General features: G+C 63.1%; 16 protein-coding genes. 8 read left to right on the top strand and 8 right to left on the bottom strand.

Annotated features, from left to right (window positions below; genetic code table 11):
- Positions 1-78 precede the first annotated feature (78 nt).
- Complete coding sequence (locus FVP60_RS02840) at positions 79-711, bottom strand: O-methyltransferase (RefSeq protein WP_147824741.1); 633 nt, start codon at positions 709-711, stop codon at positions 79-81.
- Positions 712-781: 70 nt separating this feature from the next.
- Here FVP60_RS02840 and FVP60_RS02835 point away from each other — a divergent pair, with 70 nt between their 5' ends.
- Positions 782-1,165, top strand: coding sequence for a twin-arginine translocase TatA/TatE family subunit (locus tag FVP60_RS02835; RefSeq protein WP_147824740.1), 384 nt, complete (start codon positions 782-784; stop codon positions 1,163-1,165).
- Positions 1,166-1,168: 3 nt separating this feature from the next.
- On the opposite strand, the gene FVP60_RS02830 is transcribed toward FVP60_RS02835, so the two are convergent.
- The 4 genes from FVP60_RS02830 to FVP60_RS02815 are packed head-to-tail and all read right to left on the bottom strand — an operon-like array spanning position 1,169 to position 4,889.
- The gene (locus tag FVP60_RS02830; RefSeq protein WP_147824739.1) at positions 1,169-1,942 is read right to left on the bottom strand and encodes an isocitrate lyase/PEP mutase family protein; all 774 of its coding nucleotides are present in this window, start codon (positions 1,940-1,942) and stop codon (positions 1,169-1,171) included.
- 43 nt (positions 1,943-1,985) lie between these two features.
- Complete coding sequence (locus FVP60_RS02825) at positions 1,986-3,113, bottom strand: Mrp/NBP35 family ATP-binding protein (RefSeq protein WP_246132434.1); 1,128 nt, start codon at positions 3,111-3,113, stop codon at positions 1,986-1,988.
- Positions 3,100-3,630 carry a DUF1003 domain-containing protein gene (locus FVP60_RS02820; protein ID WP_147825481.1) on the bottom strand — a complete coding sequence of 177 codons (531 nt, stop codon included), beginning with the start codon at positions 3,628-3,630 and terminating at the stop codon, positions 3,100-3,102. Before FVP60_RS02820 ends, FVP60_RS02825 begins: the two co-directional genes overlap by 14 nt.
- A complete protein-coding gene (locus tag FVP60_RS02815; protein ID WP_147824737.1) occupies positions 3,630-4,889 on the bottom strand; it encodes a magnesium transporter MgtE N-terminal domain-containing protein in 1,260 nt (419 codons plus the stop codon). The genes FVP60_RS02820 and FVP60_RS02815 overlap by 1 nt, the downstream gene beginning before the upstream one ends.
- A gap of 66 nt (positions 4,890-4,955) precedes the next feature.
- Between FVP60_RS02815 and FVP60_RS02810 the strand changes: the two genes are divergently transcribed.
- The 5 genes from FVP60_RS02810 (at position 4,956) to FVP60_RS02790 (ending at position 9,664) form a co-directional block, all read left to right on the top strand.
- Positions 4,956-5,579 carry a general stress protein gene (locus FVP60_RS02810; RefSeq protein WP_147824736.1) on the top strand — a complete coding sequence of 208 codons (624 nt, stop codon included), beginning with the start codon at positions 4,956-4,958 and terminating at the stop codon, positions 5,577-5,579.
- Positions 5,576-6,235: an alpha/beta hydrolase family protein gene (locus FVP60_RS02805; RefSeq protein ID WP_147824735.1), complete on the top strand. Its 660-nt coding sequence runs from the start codon at positions 5,576-5,578 to the stop codon at positions 6,233-6,235. Before FVP60_RS02810 ends, FVP60_RS02805 begins: the two co-directional genes overlap by 4 nt.
- Positions 6,236-6,500: 265 nt before the next feature.
- Positions 6,501-7,775 (top strand): quaternary amine ABC transporter ATP-binding protein, encoded by a 1,275-nt coding sequence (locus FVP60_RS02800; RefSeq protein ID WP_147824734.1) that lies wholly within the window; start codon positions 6,501-6,503, stop codon positions 7,773-7,775.
- Positions 7,775-8,665: an ABC transporter permease gene (locus FVP60_RS02795; RefSeq protein ID WP_147824733.1), complete on the top strand. Its 891-nt coding sequence runs from the start codon at positions 7,775-7,777 to the stop codon at positions 8,663-8,665. Before FVP60_RS02800 ends, FVP60_RS02795 begins: the two co-directional genes overlap by 1 nt.
- Positions 8,666-8,761: 96 nt before the next feature.
- Positions 8,762-9,664, top strand: coding sequence for a glycine betaine ABC transporter substrate-binding protein (locus FVP60_RS02790; RefSeq protein ID WP_147824732.1), 903 nt, complete (start codon positions 8,762-8,764; stop codon positions 9,662-9,664).
- 62 nt (positions 9,665-9,726) lie between these two features.
- On the opposite strand, the gene FVP60_RS02785 is transcribed toward FVP60_RS02790, so the two are convergent.
- The gene (locus FVP60_RS02785; protein ID WP_147824731.1) at positions 9,727-11,130 is read right to left on the bottom strand and encodes an aminopeptidase P family protein; all 1,404 of its coding nucleotides are present in this window, start codon (positions 11,128-11,130) and stop codon (positions 9,727-9,729) included.
- A 12-nt stretch (positions 11,131-11,142) separates the two neighbouring features.
- Positions 11,143-12,183, bottom strand: a complete 1,041-nt coding sequence (locus tag FVP60_RS02780) for an endonuclease/exonuclease/phosphatase family protein (protein WP_147824730.1) — start codon at positions 12,181-12,183, stop codon at positions 11,143-11,145.
- Between the two features lie 74 nt (positions 12,184-12,257).
- Here FVP60_RS02780 and FVP60_RS02775 point away from each other — a divergent pair, with 74 nt between their 5' ends.
- Positions 12,258-13,124, top strand: coding sequence for a PHP domain-containing protein (locus FVP60_RS02775; protein WP_147824729.1), 867 nt, complete (start codon positions 12,258-12,260; stop codon positions 13,122-13,124).
- A gap of 51 nt (positions 13,125-13,175) precedes the next feature.
- Positions 13,176-14,069: a DUF817 domain-containing protein gene (locus tag FVP60_RS02770; protein ID WP_147824728.1), complete on the top strand. Its 894-nt coding sequence runs from the start codon at positions 13,176-13,178 to the stop codon at positions 14,067-14,069.
- 21 nt (positions 14,070-14,090) lie between these two features.
- Here FVP60_RS02770 and FVP60_RS02765 read toward each other — a convergent pair whose 3' ends face one another.
- Positions 14,091-15,524 (bottom strand): DEAD/DEAH box helicase, encoded by a 1,434-nt coding sequence (locus tag FVP60_RS02765; RefSeq protein ID WP_147824727.1) that lies wholly within the window; start codon positions 15,522-15,524, stop codon positions 14,091-14,093.
- Between the last annotated feature and the right edge of the window lie 105 nt (positions 15,525-15,629).

Raw genomic sequence — 15,629 nt, 5'->3', positions numbered from 1 at the left:
TCTGTCACATACAAAATGGCCGGGTGATGTTCACCCGGCCATTTTGTATTTCTGCTGACTATTCCGTATTTCTGCGGACTATTCCGGCAGCAGGGTGAGCTGAAGCAGACCCTCGTTAAGCGTGGAGAGCGCACCCACAACGGCGGGGGAGGCCTGGGTCTCTTGAATGAGTGAGCGGTAGGCGCGTGTGGCTTCGTCACGCTGCACCGGGTCTGCGACCTTGCCGCCATTCAGCACGCGAGGAATCAGCACCGTTCCGCCGGGACGAACCAGGCGCAGGCCGTGCTCGACATACGCGATGACGTTTTCGGGGTCGGCGTCGATGAGCACGACGTCATACGACGCTTCGTTCATGCGCGGCAGGACATCAAGGGCTCGGCCCGAAATAAAGCGGGCACGCGAGGGCGGAACCTTGGCATCGTGAAACGACTGGCGTGCGACGCCGAGGTGCTCGGGTTCGCTGTCGATCGTCGTCAGAATCGCGCCGGGTGCGCCACGAAGCAGCCACAACCCGGAGACGCCGGCACCGGTTCCGATCTCCACCATGCTGGTGGCCGCCGTTGCCGCGGCAATCACGGCGCACTGAGCTCCGATGCCCGCGCTAATCGGCTGCGCGCCAATTTCGACGGCATGCGTACGTGCGCGCTGAATGTGCTCGGGTTCGATAATCGACTCCCGGGCAAAGCGGGCAATAGCATCGTGTTCGCTCATGACTCCTCCGCATCAAGGCTACGTGCTCGTGTCATGGCAGACGTTAAGGCGCGGCGGGTAATCTAAAGGCATGAACTTCGGGCTCTCTGCCGACAAACTGATCGTGATCGCGGTGATCGCGCTCATGGTGGTCGGCCCCGAGCGGCTACCGAAGTACGCGGAGGGGTTCGCACGTCTCGTGAAGCGAGCGGGCGAATACCTGCGTGGCGCGAAAGATCGCGTCTCGCAAGAGATGGGTCCGGAATTTGAAGACGTGGATTGGCGCAAGCTTGATCCACGTCAGTACGACCCCAGGCGCATCATTCGCGAGGCGATTCTCGATGAGGTGGTTCCGGCGCCCGCAGGCGCGGAACCCGGAGGCAATACCCCGGCTCCGCGCACCACGGCACGCATGCGCGCCGCGCAGCGTCTCACGGCTGGCGAGTTGCCGCCGTACGACAGCGAGGCAACGTAGCGCCTAATTGAGGGTCTTGGTACCTTCGGGCAGGCCGCCACCGGCGGCAACCGTTGCCGTGAGGTCTTGCAAGGCCGTCAGCGCCACGCGCTGCGACCACGGCCCGTAGGAGATTCGGGCGACCCCCAGCTCCTGCAGCCGGTCGCGGGAGAGCGATCCTGGTACGCCGATCATGGTGAGTCGGCGCGGGCCGAAGGCGTCGACCAGGGCGCGCACCTGGGCCTCGTTGAGCTTGCCGGGCACGAACACCACGGGCGCACCGGCCTGCAAATACGCCTGCCCGCGTTCAATCGCGTCATCCAGCACGGCACCGGGGTCGCGGTCGCCGGCGCGCACGAAGGCATCTGTGCGCGCGTTCAACACAAACCGAATGCCCTCCCGGTCGCCGGCAGCCATGACTGATTCAACGATGCGGGTGGCCTCGGCGATGGGCTTCATTTGGTCTTCGATGTTCGCGCCGACGACGCCGACACCGATGGCACGCCGCACGGCCTCGGCGGCATCGCCATAGCCCGCCTCAAGGTCGGCGCTGACCGGAAGATTGGTGGTCGCCACAATGCGGCGAATCATCATCAGATGCTCTTCAAACGGGATGACCTCGCCGTCGGGGTAGCCGAGCGTCGCCGATATCGAGTGGCTGGCCGTTGCCAACGCGGTCGTTCCGGGAGTCTCCGCCACGACCTTCGCAGAAATTGCATCCCACACGTTGACCACGCTCAGGATGGCATCGTCTTCGTGTAGCTGGAGGAGGGCGGCCGCTTTTTCTTCGATCATCATGGCCACAGTCAAGCCGATTACGCCCGGCTGCGAAAGGGGGCAGCTAGCCGATAGCGAGGGGGAGCGGCTTGCCGCCGAGGCCCCGACCGCGGTTCTTCACGGCGGTGGCGAGCGCCGTGATCGCAATCGCGGCAGGGTCGGCGGGAGAAGACACGACGACCGCCTCGCCGCTGTCGCCGCCGGCACGCAGCGCCATGCTGAGCGGAACGCGCGCCAACACCGCAACGTTTTCGCCCGCCGTCGAGAGCGCACGAGCTACGTCATCGCCGCCGCCGGTACCGAAAAGGTCAAGAACGGAACCATCGGGCAGCGTCATCGTGGCCATGTTTTCGACGACCCCAATCACGCTTTGACCGGTCTGTCGTGCGACCAGTCCACTGCGCACCGCAACATCGCTGGCGGCGGCTTGTGGTGTGGTGACGACCAGCACCTCGGCGTGCGGCAGAATTTGGCCGACCGAGATGGCAACATCGCCGGTACCCGGCGGCATATCGAGCAGCAAGACATCGAGGTCACCGAAGTAGACGTCGGTGAGAAACTGCAAAACGGTGCGGTGAAGCATCGGTCCGCGCCAAGCCACAGCCCCCGGGTTGTCGCCGCCCTGCAAGAACATGCCGATCGAGATCACGCGCACATCGTGGGCGATGGGCGGCAGAATCATGTCGTCGAGTCGCGTTGGCATGGTTCCGGCCGGAATGCCCATGAGTGCGGGAATCGAGAACCCGTGCACGTCAGCATCAATAAGACCAACCCGAAGCCCCTGTTGCGCGAGCGCGATCGCCAGGTTGGCGGTTACGGTCGACTTGCCGACGCCGCCCTTGCCGCTGGTGACCGCAATCACGCGGGTCAGTGATTCTGGGCCAAACGGCATCACCCGCGCGGGGCGACCCGCGCGCAGCTTTTCGGTCAGTGCTGCCCGTTCCGCGGGCGTCATCACACCCACCTGAATATCTGCTTCGCTCACACCGGCAACCCCGAGCGCTGCGGCCCGGACATCGGCTTCGATGCGGGTAGCAGCCGGGCAGCCCACAATCGTGAGCACCATCTCGACGTGCGCCGTGTTTCCGTCGACGCGCACGTCACGAATCATGTCGAGCTCTGCCAGCGGACGGCGCAACTCCGGATCGGTCACACCGCCGACGGCGGCGCGAACGGCGTCAGCGGTGGTCACTGTGCTGCTCGGTGGGGGCCACGTCGGTCTGATCGCGGCGATCGAGGTCGTCAAGAAGCGCCCGCAACTCGTGGCGCAATACATCGCGCGTCATGACGTCTTTGGTCATGGAGTCAATCGACATGCGCAGCGCTACAACTTCGCGGGCGAGATATTCGGTGTCGGCCAGGTTGCGCTCGGCACGCTGCCGGTCTTGCTCAATCTGAACCCGGTCGCGGTCGTCTTGGCGGTTCTGCGCCAACAGAATCAGGGGAGCGGCGTAAGAGGCCTGCAACGAAAGCATCAGCGTGAGCGCGGTAAAACCATTGGCCGCCGAGTCAAAGCGCACGTGCGGCGGGGTGAGCGTGTTCCACGCGATCCACGCAATACAGAACAGCGTGAGGATCGCCAGAAACATGGGGGTTCCCATGGCGCGCGCAATCCACTCGGTGAAGCGACCAAACCGGTCTTTGTTCTCCGCGGAGGCGCGCCGGCTCGAACGGCCCAGCGGCGTCTCGAGCTGGCCGCCGCGCGCCATCACGAGCGTGCTCCTGGCTGCGCCTCGGAGTCTTGCGAGCGCCAGTCATCAGGCAGCAGGTAGTCGAGCATATCGTCGACAGAGATCGCCCCGACCAGGCGGTGACTGTCGTCAACCACCGGCAGCGACACCAGGTCATACGAGGCGAGAATGCGCGCAACTTCTGCCGCCGAAGCGGAGGCCAGCACCGGCTCAGAAGCTTCGTCAATGATGGAACCAAGGCGCTCGTGCGGTGGGTAGCGCAGCATCTTTTGGAAATGCACGACACCCAGCAGGCGACCGGTCGGCGTTTCATACGGCGGCAGGGTGACAAACACCGCGGCCGCCAGTGCGGGGTGCAGTTCGTGGCGGCGGATCAGCGCGAGCGCCTCGGCGACCGTGGCATCGGCCGACATGATGATCGGCTCGGTCGTCATCAGACCACCGGCCGTGTCTGGTCCGTATTGCAGCAGCGCGCGAACGTCCTCGGCCTCGTCTGGTTCCATCAGCTCCAGCAGCTGCTGCAGGCGCCCCTCGGGCAGTTGCGCCAGCAGGTCGGCGGCATCATCTGGTTCCATCGCGTCCAGAATGTCGGCGGCGCGCTCGTCGCCGAGCTGCTCCAAAATGTGCACCTGTTCGTCTTCTGGCATTTCTTCCAGAGCATCGGCGAGGCGCTCATCGGGGAGCTCTTCTGCGACGCGCAACATGCGGGCCTCCGGCAGATCGAGCAGGCTGTTGGCGAGGTCGGCTGGCCGCATCTCTGACATGGACTGCACGAGGTGCTCGGCAGACTGCGCGTGCCCTGGCGCATGCTGCTCGCGCACCTCGTTCCACGAGGCAAAGGTTGTCGCGCCCTTCGCGAAGGGCGATGCGCTGGTCTTGGGCTTGCGCAAGAACAGCTGGCTGACATCCCACACACCCGAGCGGGAGCGTTCGATGGCAACGTCTTCGACGGTTCCGGTGCCGGAACCATCGGCAAAGTTGAACCGGCGACCGATCAGCTCGGCGATGACGCGAATTTCGCCGGCGCGCTGCTGAAAGCGGCGCACATTGATGAGGCCAGTCGTAATGACCTGGCCCTGAGAAATCGATGTCACTCGGTTGATCGAGACGAACACCTGTCGTCTGCCTGGAATTTCGCACACCAGGCCGATGACGCGGGGCGGGTCGGATTTTCGGTACACGACGACGACGTCACGGACCTTGCCGAGTCGATCGCCGGAGGGGTCGAAAACGACGCAGCCCGCCAGGCGCGCAACGAAAACCCTCTGAGTGCTCACATCACCAGCGTAGTCCTGATACCGAACTGTCAGGCAGTCCCACACGGTGCGTGAAACAATGGCCTCATGAGCATGATGGGTGCAAACATCGGCAAGAACGACATCGGTGAAACGGTCGCGTCGTTTCCCGAATACGAGGCCGCGCAGAAGGCCGCGTCCAAGCTCATTGACGCCGACATTCCGCCGCGCGACATCTCGATCGTGGGCAACGGCTTGCGCTCTGTCGAGCGCATCACCGGCCGGCTCGGTTATGTCACCGCGGCACGCGGCGGCCTCATCAACGGCCTCATGCTGGGCATCGGTGCCTGCGCGATTCAGGCTATTTTTAACCCGGCGATTCCGGGCGCCGTGTATTTTGCGACGCTTCTGATTTGCATGGCCATTGGTATGGCGATGTCGTTTCTGTCGTACCTCATCATGCGTCGGCGTCGGTCTTTTGCAAGTGTGATGGCGGTGCTCGCCGACCACTATGACGTCACCGTTAAGGTCACCAGCATCCATAAGGCGCGCGAAGTGATGAGTGAGATGCGTGGCGCACGCCCGCGTGCGCCACGAGTGATTGACAATGCGCCTCCACAGTACGGTGAGCGGCTGCCCGGTTACGGGCAGCCGGCGGCCTCCGAGCCTGCTGCGGGGGCGACAAACGAGGCGTCCACGACGCGACCGGCCACCGACACCACCGGGTCATGACGACGCGCGCGTTGACCGTGGCGTTACCTAAGGGTGACGCCGCCTTTGACATCGACCTTGAAGAAGCCGTCGATGCCTGGGCGATGATGCCGATCGCGCACGGTGCCGGAGCTGGGATGAACCACGCCTTTTTGGTGGGCTTTGCCGAGGGCATGCGGGCAGAAGGCGTATCGACCGCGCGCTTTAACTTTCCCTACGCCCAGGCTGGCCGTCGCATGCCCGGCCCGGCCGCGCACGCTATCGCGACGTGGCGCGTCGTGGTGGAGGCGGTCGGCAGTGACCTGCCGCTGTGGGCCGCAGGGAAGAGTTACGGCGGCCGGATGGCGTCGATGGCGGTCGCCGACGGGATGGGTGTGAGCGGCCTCGTCTACCTCGGCTATCCACTGCACCAACCGGGCAAGCCCGATGCGCCGCGAGCCGAACATCTGCCGGCCATCATGGTTCCGCAGCTGTTCATCGAAGGAACCAAAGACGCGTTTGTTGACCCGCATGAGCAGTTGGAAGACATCGTGCGCGCGCTGCCGGCAGCCACCATTTCGTGGATTGAGGGCGGCGGACACTCCTTCGAGGTCGCGGGTAACAAGCGCCCCGCCGATGAGATCGGTGCGAGCCTTGCGCCACTGGTGGCATCGCTGATGCGTTCGAACATTGGCTAAGGTCTCGTTTTGGTCTCGGGATTTGCCCCGTGCTGTCGCGGTTCGCTAGCGTGGGTTGAGGCTTTAGCCCTCAGACCAGTCCGCGGCCGGGGTCTTTTTCGACGCATGTGCAGTGAAGATACCCGAGCGTACGGTCGTTGCCTTATGCAGTGAACCCGAAGTTTGTTGCCCGAGCCGTCAGCACAACGCTGTCGAAGCGGCCCCGTAGGCATCACCCGGACGTAACCGAACGCTCACCTCACTTTGAGGCGAGCCGGGGGGAAACGTGTCCGAAATCGCACTTGTTGCGCAGAATCTCTATAAAGTTTTTGGCCGAAACCCTGCCAGCGCGGTTAAGCGCTTGAAGGCGGGAGAATCCCGTTCCGACGTCGCCGACGCCGGAACCGCGGCCGTTATCGACGCCAGCTTCACCGTGAACCGCGGTGAAATCTTTGTGATCATGGGCCTGTCTGGCTCCGGTAAGTCGACCATCATTCGCATGCTCAACGGCCTGCTCGCGCCCACAGATGGCGACGTCGTGGTGCAGGGCCACAGCATCGGTAAGGCGTCGGCGAGCGAACTGCGCGGCATTCGTCGCAGTGCCGTATCGATGGTGTTCCAGCACTTTGCACTGCTGCCGCACCGCACGGTGATCGATAACGCCGCCTACGCGCTGGAAATTCAGGGCGTCGCGAAAGAGGAGCGGCTGGCACGCGCACAAGAAATTCTCGACAGGGTTGGGCTCGGCAATCGCGCTCAAGCGTTTCCTGATGAGCTCTCCGGCGGCATGCGTCAGCGCGTTGGACTTGCCAGAGCGCTGACGGCCGGCACCGACATCTTGTTGATGGACGAGGCCTTCAGCGCCCTCGATCCGCTGATCCGGCGAGAAATGCAGGAGCAACTGGTCGAACTGCAGCAGGAGCTCGGTCGCACCATTATCTTCATCACCCACGACCTGAACGAGGCGATGTTTCTCGGCGACCGCATCGCGGTCATGCGCGACGGACGCATCGTGCAACAGGGAACGCCGGAAGAGATCCTGACCGATCCGGCCAACGACTACGTCGCCCAGTTTGTGCAAGACGTGGACCGTACGCGCGTGCTGACGGCGAGCGCCGTGATGGAACCACCACACCTGACAACTCCCATTAGTGCGGGAGTGCGTGGTGCGCTGCGGGTACTTCGCGAAGAGCAGGTCAGCGCGGTCTTCGCGGTGGAAAGCCGACGCCTCGTCGGCGCCGTCACCGACCGCGCCGTCATTCGCGCCGTGAAATCGGGCGGCACTGACCTGCGAGCAATCGTCGACACCAACGTGTTGACCGTGGGGCCGGATGACCTGCTCACCGACATCGTCGAGGCGGCCGTTGAAAGCCCGGTGCCATTGGCGGTGGTCGACGAAAACAACCGTCTCATCGGCGTGATTCCGCGAGTCACCCTGCTTGCCGCGCTCGGCAATGTTCCGGCAACCACTCGGGAGATGCCGATCATTCAGTCACCGATTGAGATGGTGGCGCAGTTCACGCCGCTTGTCGATGCCGCAACCGAAGGGGAGGCCAGCTAATGGATATTTCACAGTGGCTCGCCGACGGCGCGCGTATTCCGCTGGGCAAGGCCGTCAAGGAGATCATTAACTTCTTGAAGGAGTATTTGGGCGGATTCTTCGACTTCATCGCGCAGGTGTTCACCTCGATCTATGACGCCGCCGCGTGGCTATTCACGGCACCTCCCGCCTGGGTCATCATCGCCGTGCTGGTGGTCATCGCGTACTTCGCCAAGGGGTACAAGCTGGCAATCGGTACCGCGCTCGGACTCACCCTGATTCTGACGGTGGCGCAGTGGGAAAATGCGATGTATACCCTCGCACTCACGGTTGTTGCCGTCGTCATTGCCACCGCAATCGCCGTTCCGGTCGGTATTTGGGCTGCCCGCTCACAACGCGTGTCAAACGTGGTGCGACCGATTCTGGACTTCCTGCAGACGATGCCAGCGTTCGTGTACCTGCTGCCCGCGATCTTCCTGTTCAGTGTGGGCCCGGTTCCGGGTATCGTCGCCACGATCATGTTTGCGCTCGCGCCCGGCGTGCGTCTCACCGAACTCGGCATACGTGGCGTCGACCCCGAGGTGGTCGAGGCAGGCCACGCGTTCGGTGCCACCCCCGGCCGTATTCTGCGACAGATTCAATTGCCGCTCGCGATGCCGTCGATTATGGCGGGCATCAACCAGGTGATCATGCTTTCGCTGTCAATGTCGGTCATTGCCAGCATGGTGGGCGCCCCGGGACTCGGAAAGCCGATCGTGGCATCGCTCAGCTCTGTCAATGTTCCGCTCGGCTTTGAAGCCGGCATTTCGGTGGTCGTGATCGCGATGATCCTTGACCGCATCACCGGCGGATTCGGTCAGTCCAAGCGCGCTCGCAGCTCGGTCGCCGCGCGTGCGACAGCAACGGCCTGACATTTCTCGACTGACACACCGCTGGTGTGAATGGCCCGCGGCACACGCGGGTATCCCCAACAACCGCAGCACAGCACGCGGAAGGAAAGGAAAACAATGAAGAAGCGAAACATTCTTCGTACCCTCGCACTCGGAGCGGTGGCAAGCATTGCGCTCGCCGGCTGCTCGTCAGGCGCGGGAGGAGAAAGCGGAACCAATGGCGAGGCCTCGAAAGACATCACGATTGGCGTCTTCAACGGCTGGCCCGAGGGCGAGGCAGCCTCGTACATCTGGAAGATCGTTCTGGAAGACAAGGGTTACAACGTTGACCTCGAGTACGCCGACGCCGGGCCCGTGTTCTTGGGCGTCTCCGACGGCAGCTATGACCTCGCCCTTGACGGTTGGCTGCCGTTCACGCACGCCGACTACTTCGCCGAGTATGGCGAGAAGATTGAAGACCTGGGCGCATGGAACACCGACGCCAAGCTCACGATTGCCGTGAACGCCGACGCGCCGATTGATTCGCTCACCGAGCTTGCCGACAACGCCGAGCTGTTCGATAACCGTCTGATCGGAATCGAGCCCGGCGCCGGTCTCACCAAGGCGACGCAGGAAAGCGTCATTCCGACGTATGGCCTCGACGGCATGGAGTACATCACCTCGTCGACGCCCGCGATGCTCGCCGAGTTGCAAACCAAGCTCGACGCGGGTGAAAACGTGGCCGTCACGCTGTGGCGTCCGCACTGGGCCTACGACGCGTTCGAGATCAAAGACCTCGAAGACCCGGACGGAACCTTGGGTGCTGCCGAAGAGATCCACACGATCGCTGGCACCGACTTCAAGACGGAGTTCCCCGAGGTCTACGGGTGGCTCTCTGACTTCGAGATGGACTCGGAGGTGCTGTTCTCGCTGGAGAACGCCATGTACAACTCGGGTGAAGAAGACGTCACCGACTACACCGAGATTGTGCGCGCGTGGATGGATGAAAACCAGGAGTGGGTCGACTCACTGACCGACTAATACGGGTTGAACGACTGAGCCCCCGACGAATATTCGTCGGGGGCTCAGTAAATGAAGCGGAATTAGCCGCGCAGGCGCTGCACCCAGGCCTCCACCTCGTCTGCGGTGCGCGGGATGCTAGCCGAGAGGTTGCGAACGCCGTCGGCGGTGACAACCACGTCATCTTCGATGCGCACGCCGATGCCGCGGTACTCCTCAGGCACGGTCAGATCGTCTGCCTGGAAGTACAGGCCGGGCTCGATCGTGAACACCATGCCCTCTTCGAGAATGCCCTCGTAGTACATTTCGCGACGCGCCTGTGCGCAGTCGTGAACGTCAATACCCAGGTGGTGACTGGTTCCGTGCACCATGTAGCGACGGTGCTGACCACCGGTCTCCGGGTTGAGGAGGTCTTCTGTGCTGAGCGGCTGCAGGCCCCACTCCGAGACCTTCGCGGCGATAACCGTCATCGCCGTCTCGTGCAGCTCCTTGAACTTAATGCCGGGGCGCGCGATAGCGAACGCGGCATCGGCCGCCTCACGCACGGCCTCGTACACGCGGCGCTGCACGGGGGAGAAGGTGCCGTTGACGGGGAAGGTGCGGGTGATGTCGGCGGTGTAAAGGCTGTCAACCTCAACGCCCGCATCCATCAACACCAGCTCGCCGTCGACGACCTTGCCGTCGTTGCGGGTCCAGTGCAGGTAGCACGCGTGAGGGCCAGCGGCCGCGATCGTGTCGTAGCCGACCCCGTTGCCATCCATGCGGGCACGGCGGGCGAACACACCCTCAATGACGCGCTCGCCGCGGCGGTGCTCGGTGGCCGTGGTCAGTTCGCGCAGCACATCGTCAAAAGCGGCTGACGTGACATCGACGGCGAGCTGCAGCTGGGCAAGCTCATAGTCGTCTTTGACGAGGCGAAGCTCCGAGACAAACTGGGTCAGCTCATCGCTCTCATCGACGACCAGGTCATCGGCTGCGGCGGCAAACTCGTCGAGGTGCTTGGTGGTGATGCCGAGAGAGGTCGCCACCTGAGCAAGCGATGGGCGCGGGCCGATCCAAAACTCGCCAATCGAGGCGTCCGAGTAAAACTCGCTCGTGGTGCGATCGGCGCGCTCGCGGAAGTACAGCGTAATGTCGTGCCCGTCAGCGGTCGGGTCAAAAACCAGCACCGATTCTGGTTCAGAGTCGGCGCCCCAGCCGGTCAGGTGGCTGAACGCGGAGTGCGCGCGAAACACGTAGTCCGTGTCGTTGCTGCGCTGCTTGAGGGCGCCGGCCGGAACCACTAGGCGCTTGCCGGTGAAGGCTGCGCTGACCTTCGCACGGCGCTGAGCGGCAAACGGTGCCTGCTCAATCAGCTGCGGGGTGGTTTCTGTGCGCTCTGCCCAACCCGTGCCGATCGTGTCGAGAAAGCCCTGAGGAAAGGGCTGCTTACGGTTGGTGACCGGCTTTTCGGTCTCTGTCGTCGTCGTTGCATCGCCAGTGGTCATGGCTTAATCCTCTCACGGAGAAACGTCGCTGGCAGGCTCCAACTGGACGATCAGCGGGCGGTGGTCACTGCCAGAATCGTCGAGAGATTTCAGCACCACAGACCCCGTGGCCACCCATTTCGATGAAGCCATGACGTGGTCAATGGGTGCTCCCGCTAGGGCAGGGTAGTTCGTCGGCCACGTACCAATCGAGCCGTTGCCGGTGGCGGTGGCGGCATCGGTGCATTGGCCCATGAGACCGCCATCGGTGCCGTAGCCCGACATGTGGTCAACAGTGGCGTTGAAATCACCGAGCAGAATGACATTGTCTGTTGAGCACTGATCGGCCACCCATTGCAGGTCGTGTTGCCACGCTGCCATGTCATCCAAGCGCGGCGCGACAGCGTGCACGGCAACCAGAATCGGGCCATCTCCGGTGACCGGCATGGCAACCAGGCTCGGCACGGTTCCGGTGTTGCTTGAGCCGTCTTCAGACGACGCGATCACCGAGTAGTCGCCAAGTTCTGGCGAGATGAGCAACGTGGTTTCCCAGGCTTGCGGGCCATAGGCGATCTCATCGTTGTACGCCACGTGGTGCACCCACATGGGCGACCCGAGGGCGCTCATCTCTTCGGCGACGCGCTCACCGACCTCTTCAGACGTTTCTGGAAGGGCAATCACATCAGCACCCATCGCAACAGCCGCTTGCGCGATGGTGGCGGCAGGGGTGGCTTCGCCAGCCGTGTTCCAGGTCATCACGCGCAGGCTGTTGGCGGTGGCTTCTGGGAGGCTTTCGGTGCCGACACCGCGAACGAGCATGATGCCAGCGTTGGCGCCCGCACCGATAAAGCAGATGAGGGCAACGCTTGCGGCAAAGCCGCGAATGGGTTTTGCCATGGAGAGCAGTAGAGCGAGCAGCGTCAGCGTCGCAAAGCCCACCGCAACGGGGCCGCGAACGGCAACGAGTTGAGCGAACGGGAAGGTGTTTTCGAGCCGGAAAAACTGCGGCCAGGTGACGACTGCCGTGGCAATGGCCAACGCAATCGTGACGAGAACTCCGAACAACCGCAACACGTTTCGAGCCTACGCGGGTGAGCCTGGGAGAACGGTCGAGAGCGGCTGACGCTTCGCTCCGATAATGTTCAGATGTGACACATACGAAGCGTTGGAGCGGTCCGAGTGACCTGCACCTCCATTCGTCGCGCTCAGATGGCACGCAGCCTCCCGCCGAGGTACTGTCTTCTGCGCACGAGTATGGGCTTCGCACGGTTGCGCTGACCGACCACGACACGACGGCCGGGTGGGATGAAGCGGCCAGGGCGGCACGGTCACTGGGAATGACTCTGCTGCCAGGCATGGAATTCTCCACCCGCTACCAGGGTGGTTCCACCCACCTGCTTGCCTATCTCTTTGATCCGGAACATGCGGGCATCCTGGCCGAGCGGGAGCGCATTCGCGATGACCGGCTCTCACGGGCCGAACGCATTGTGAGCAATATTCGCCGCGACTACCCCCTCGACTGGGACGATGTGCTCGCGCAGCGGATGGAAGATGCGAGTGTCGGGCGACCACACATTGCCGATGCGCTGATTGCACGCGGCATTGTGAAGAGCCGAGAAGAGGCGTTCGAGGGCATTTTGCACCCGCGCACCGGGTACACCATTCCGCTGTACGCGCCGGATCCCCGTGACGCCGTTCGTCTGGTGGCCCAGGCCGGCGGCGTTTCGGTGATCGCGCACCCCGCCGGGCGCAACCGCATGTTGCCAATGCCGATTATCGAAGAGATGATCGCGTTGGGCTTGGGTGGCGTTGAAATCGAGCACCGCGAGAACACGGCCGATGGAAAGCGCATGCTTGCGCGCCTGGCACACAAACACGATCTCATCGTGACTGGTTCCAGCGACTATCACGGCTCTGGCAAGCCCAACCTGCCGGGGGAGAACACCACGACAGACGCGAATGTCGCGCGCATTATTGCTCAGGCGAGCGGAATCGAGCCGGTGTACCCCGACTAAAGCGCGGCGGGTTCTCGGGTTGATTTCGGCCAACGTGCGTTACCGTGAGGCGTGCTACAGCCCACGCGACTTGAACAACGTATTGATACCGCGGCCAGGCGATGGCTGGCATCGGCGCCGACCACGGGATTTCGGGCGGGGCTGGTCGAGTTCGGCGTTTTCGTGGCAAAGCAAGCCTGGGCGTGTCTGTTTGGCGCGCTACTGCTGGTGGCCATCATTCTGGTTCGCACGCTCTCTCCGTCCGATCTGGCGCTCACTCGCAATGACCTGCTCACCCTGATCGCCATTGCGATTCAGGTGCTCATGCTCGTTACCCGGCTTGAAGCCGGGCGGGAGTTGTGGGTCATCATGCTCTTTCACGTCGTCGGCACCGCGATGGAGCTGTTCAAGACCGACGTGGGTTCGTGGCAATACGAGGCCGAAGGCATCCTTCGCATCGCCGGTGTTCCGCTGTTCTCCGGCTTCATGTACGCGGCCGTCGGCTCCTATCTTGTGCGCGTGTATCGATTGTTCGATCTCACCTTCACGCGCTACCCGCCGGTTTGGATGACGGCGATCGTTGCCGCCCTGATTTACGCGAACTTCTTCACTCACCACTGGATTGCCGACTTTCGCTGGCTGCTGACCGCCCTCGTCGTCGTGTTGTGGGGCACCACGATCATGCACGCGCGGGTGTGGCGGCGCCGCATTCGGCTGCCGGTCATCCTGGTTTTTGTGGGGGCAGCCGGCTTTATCTGGATTGCGGAGAACATCGGAACCATCACCGGGGCATGGCTGTACCCGAATCAGATTGATGGCTGGCAACTCGTGTCGCTGTCGAAACTCTCCAGCTGGTTCCTGCTGATGATCATCTCGGTGGTTTTGGTGACCTTCGTATACCCGCCCAGAAAAGAGAAATCCTCCGCATCAGCCAAAGCTGATACGGAGGATCAAAGCGCGGCGTAGCGGAACGCGTCGCGCTACGACTTAGGCGGCGCCGCCACCCTGCGGTGCGCCACCGCTGGAGGGACGACGACGGCGACGGCGGCGCTGAGGTGCCGGGTTGCCATCGTGGTGCTCGTTGCCCTTGCCATCGTGCGTTCCGGCGCCGTCACCTGCGGTGTGCTCGGTCGTCGGCGTGGAGGAGCCTTCGGCTGCGCCGCGGCGACGTCGACGACGCGGCGCGTCATCATCACGCTTGGGCTTCTGGGTCTGAACCGTCTGCGTCGTCGGCGCCTTTTTAATGCGCCCCTTGGTTCCGGCCGGAATGTTCAGATCGGAGTACAGGTGCGGGCTCGACGAATAGGTTTCGGTCGGCTCAGGCTGACCAAATTCCAGGGCACGGTTGATGAGCGCCCACTTGTGCAGGTCTTCCCAGTCAACGAACGTCACCGCGATGCCGGTGCGGCCGGCGCGGCCGGTACGCCCCGCGCGGTGCAGGTACGTCTTCTCATCATCGGGGATGGTGTGGTTGATGACGTGCGTTACATCGTCAACGTCGATACCGCGGGCGGCAACGTCGGTGGCGATCAGCACATCGCGCTTGCCGGCCTTGAATGCGGCCATGGAGCGCTCGCGCGACTCTTGGCTCATGTCGCCGTGCACGGCTGCCGCGTTGAAGCCGCGGTCGCCGAGCTCATCGACAAGCTTTTGAGCGGCGCGCTTGGTGCGCGTGAAGATGACAACCTTCTCGCGACCTTCAGCCTGCAGAATGCGGGCGATGACCTCGTCTTTGTCGAGCGAGTGCGCGCGGTAGACCAGGTGGTTGATGTTGGCCTGCGTGAGACCCTCGTCGGGGTCGGTGGCGCGAATGTGAATCGGGTTCGACATGAAACGGCGCGCGAGGGTCACGATGGTGCCCGGCATGGTTGCCGAGAACAACTGGGTGTGACGCTTGGCCGGAACCTTCGAGAAGATCTTCTCGATGTCGGGCAAGAAGCCGAGGTCAAGCATCTTGTCGGCCTCGTCCAGTACGACCTCGGTAGCTTCGCTGAGGTTGAGCAGACGCTGGTTGGCGAGGTCAATCAGACGACCCGGCGTACCAACAACGATCTGCGCTCCGGCCTTCAGCTGATCGATCTGTCCTTCGTATGCCTTACCGCCGTAGATCGCGACGACGCTGGTGGCGCGGTTGGAGGTGAGCAGATCCATGTCTTCGTAGACCTGCACGGCGAGTTCGCGAGTCGGAACCACGATGAGCGCCTTGACGCCGGGCTCGGGGTTGAGTCCGATGCGCTGCACGACGGGAATGCCGAAGCCGAACGTCTTGCCGGTTCCGGTTTTTGCCTGGCCGATGACATCTTGGCCGGGCAGGGAGAGCGGAATTGTCTGCTCTTGGATGGGGAATGCTTCGATGATGCCGCGCGCTGCGAGCGCGTCGACGATGTCCTGGTCAACACCCAGGTCAGAGAAAGTGGTCACGTAATGTGCGCCTGTCTGGCAGTGAAAGTCTGCCGCTCAGTGGTCCACGCCGTTCTCTCAGCTCCGGGCGCGGGGGTTCCAATCCGATGCTGGAACCGTTCCATC

This window comes from Microbacterium mitrae (assembly GCF_008017445.1).
In the GTDB taxonomy this organism is placed as follows: Bacteria; Actinomycetota; Actinomycetes; order Actinomycetales; family Microbacteriaceae; genus Microbacterium; species Microbacterium mitrae.
This window is presented reverse-complemented; position numbering and strand designations above follow the sequence as displayed.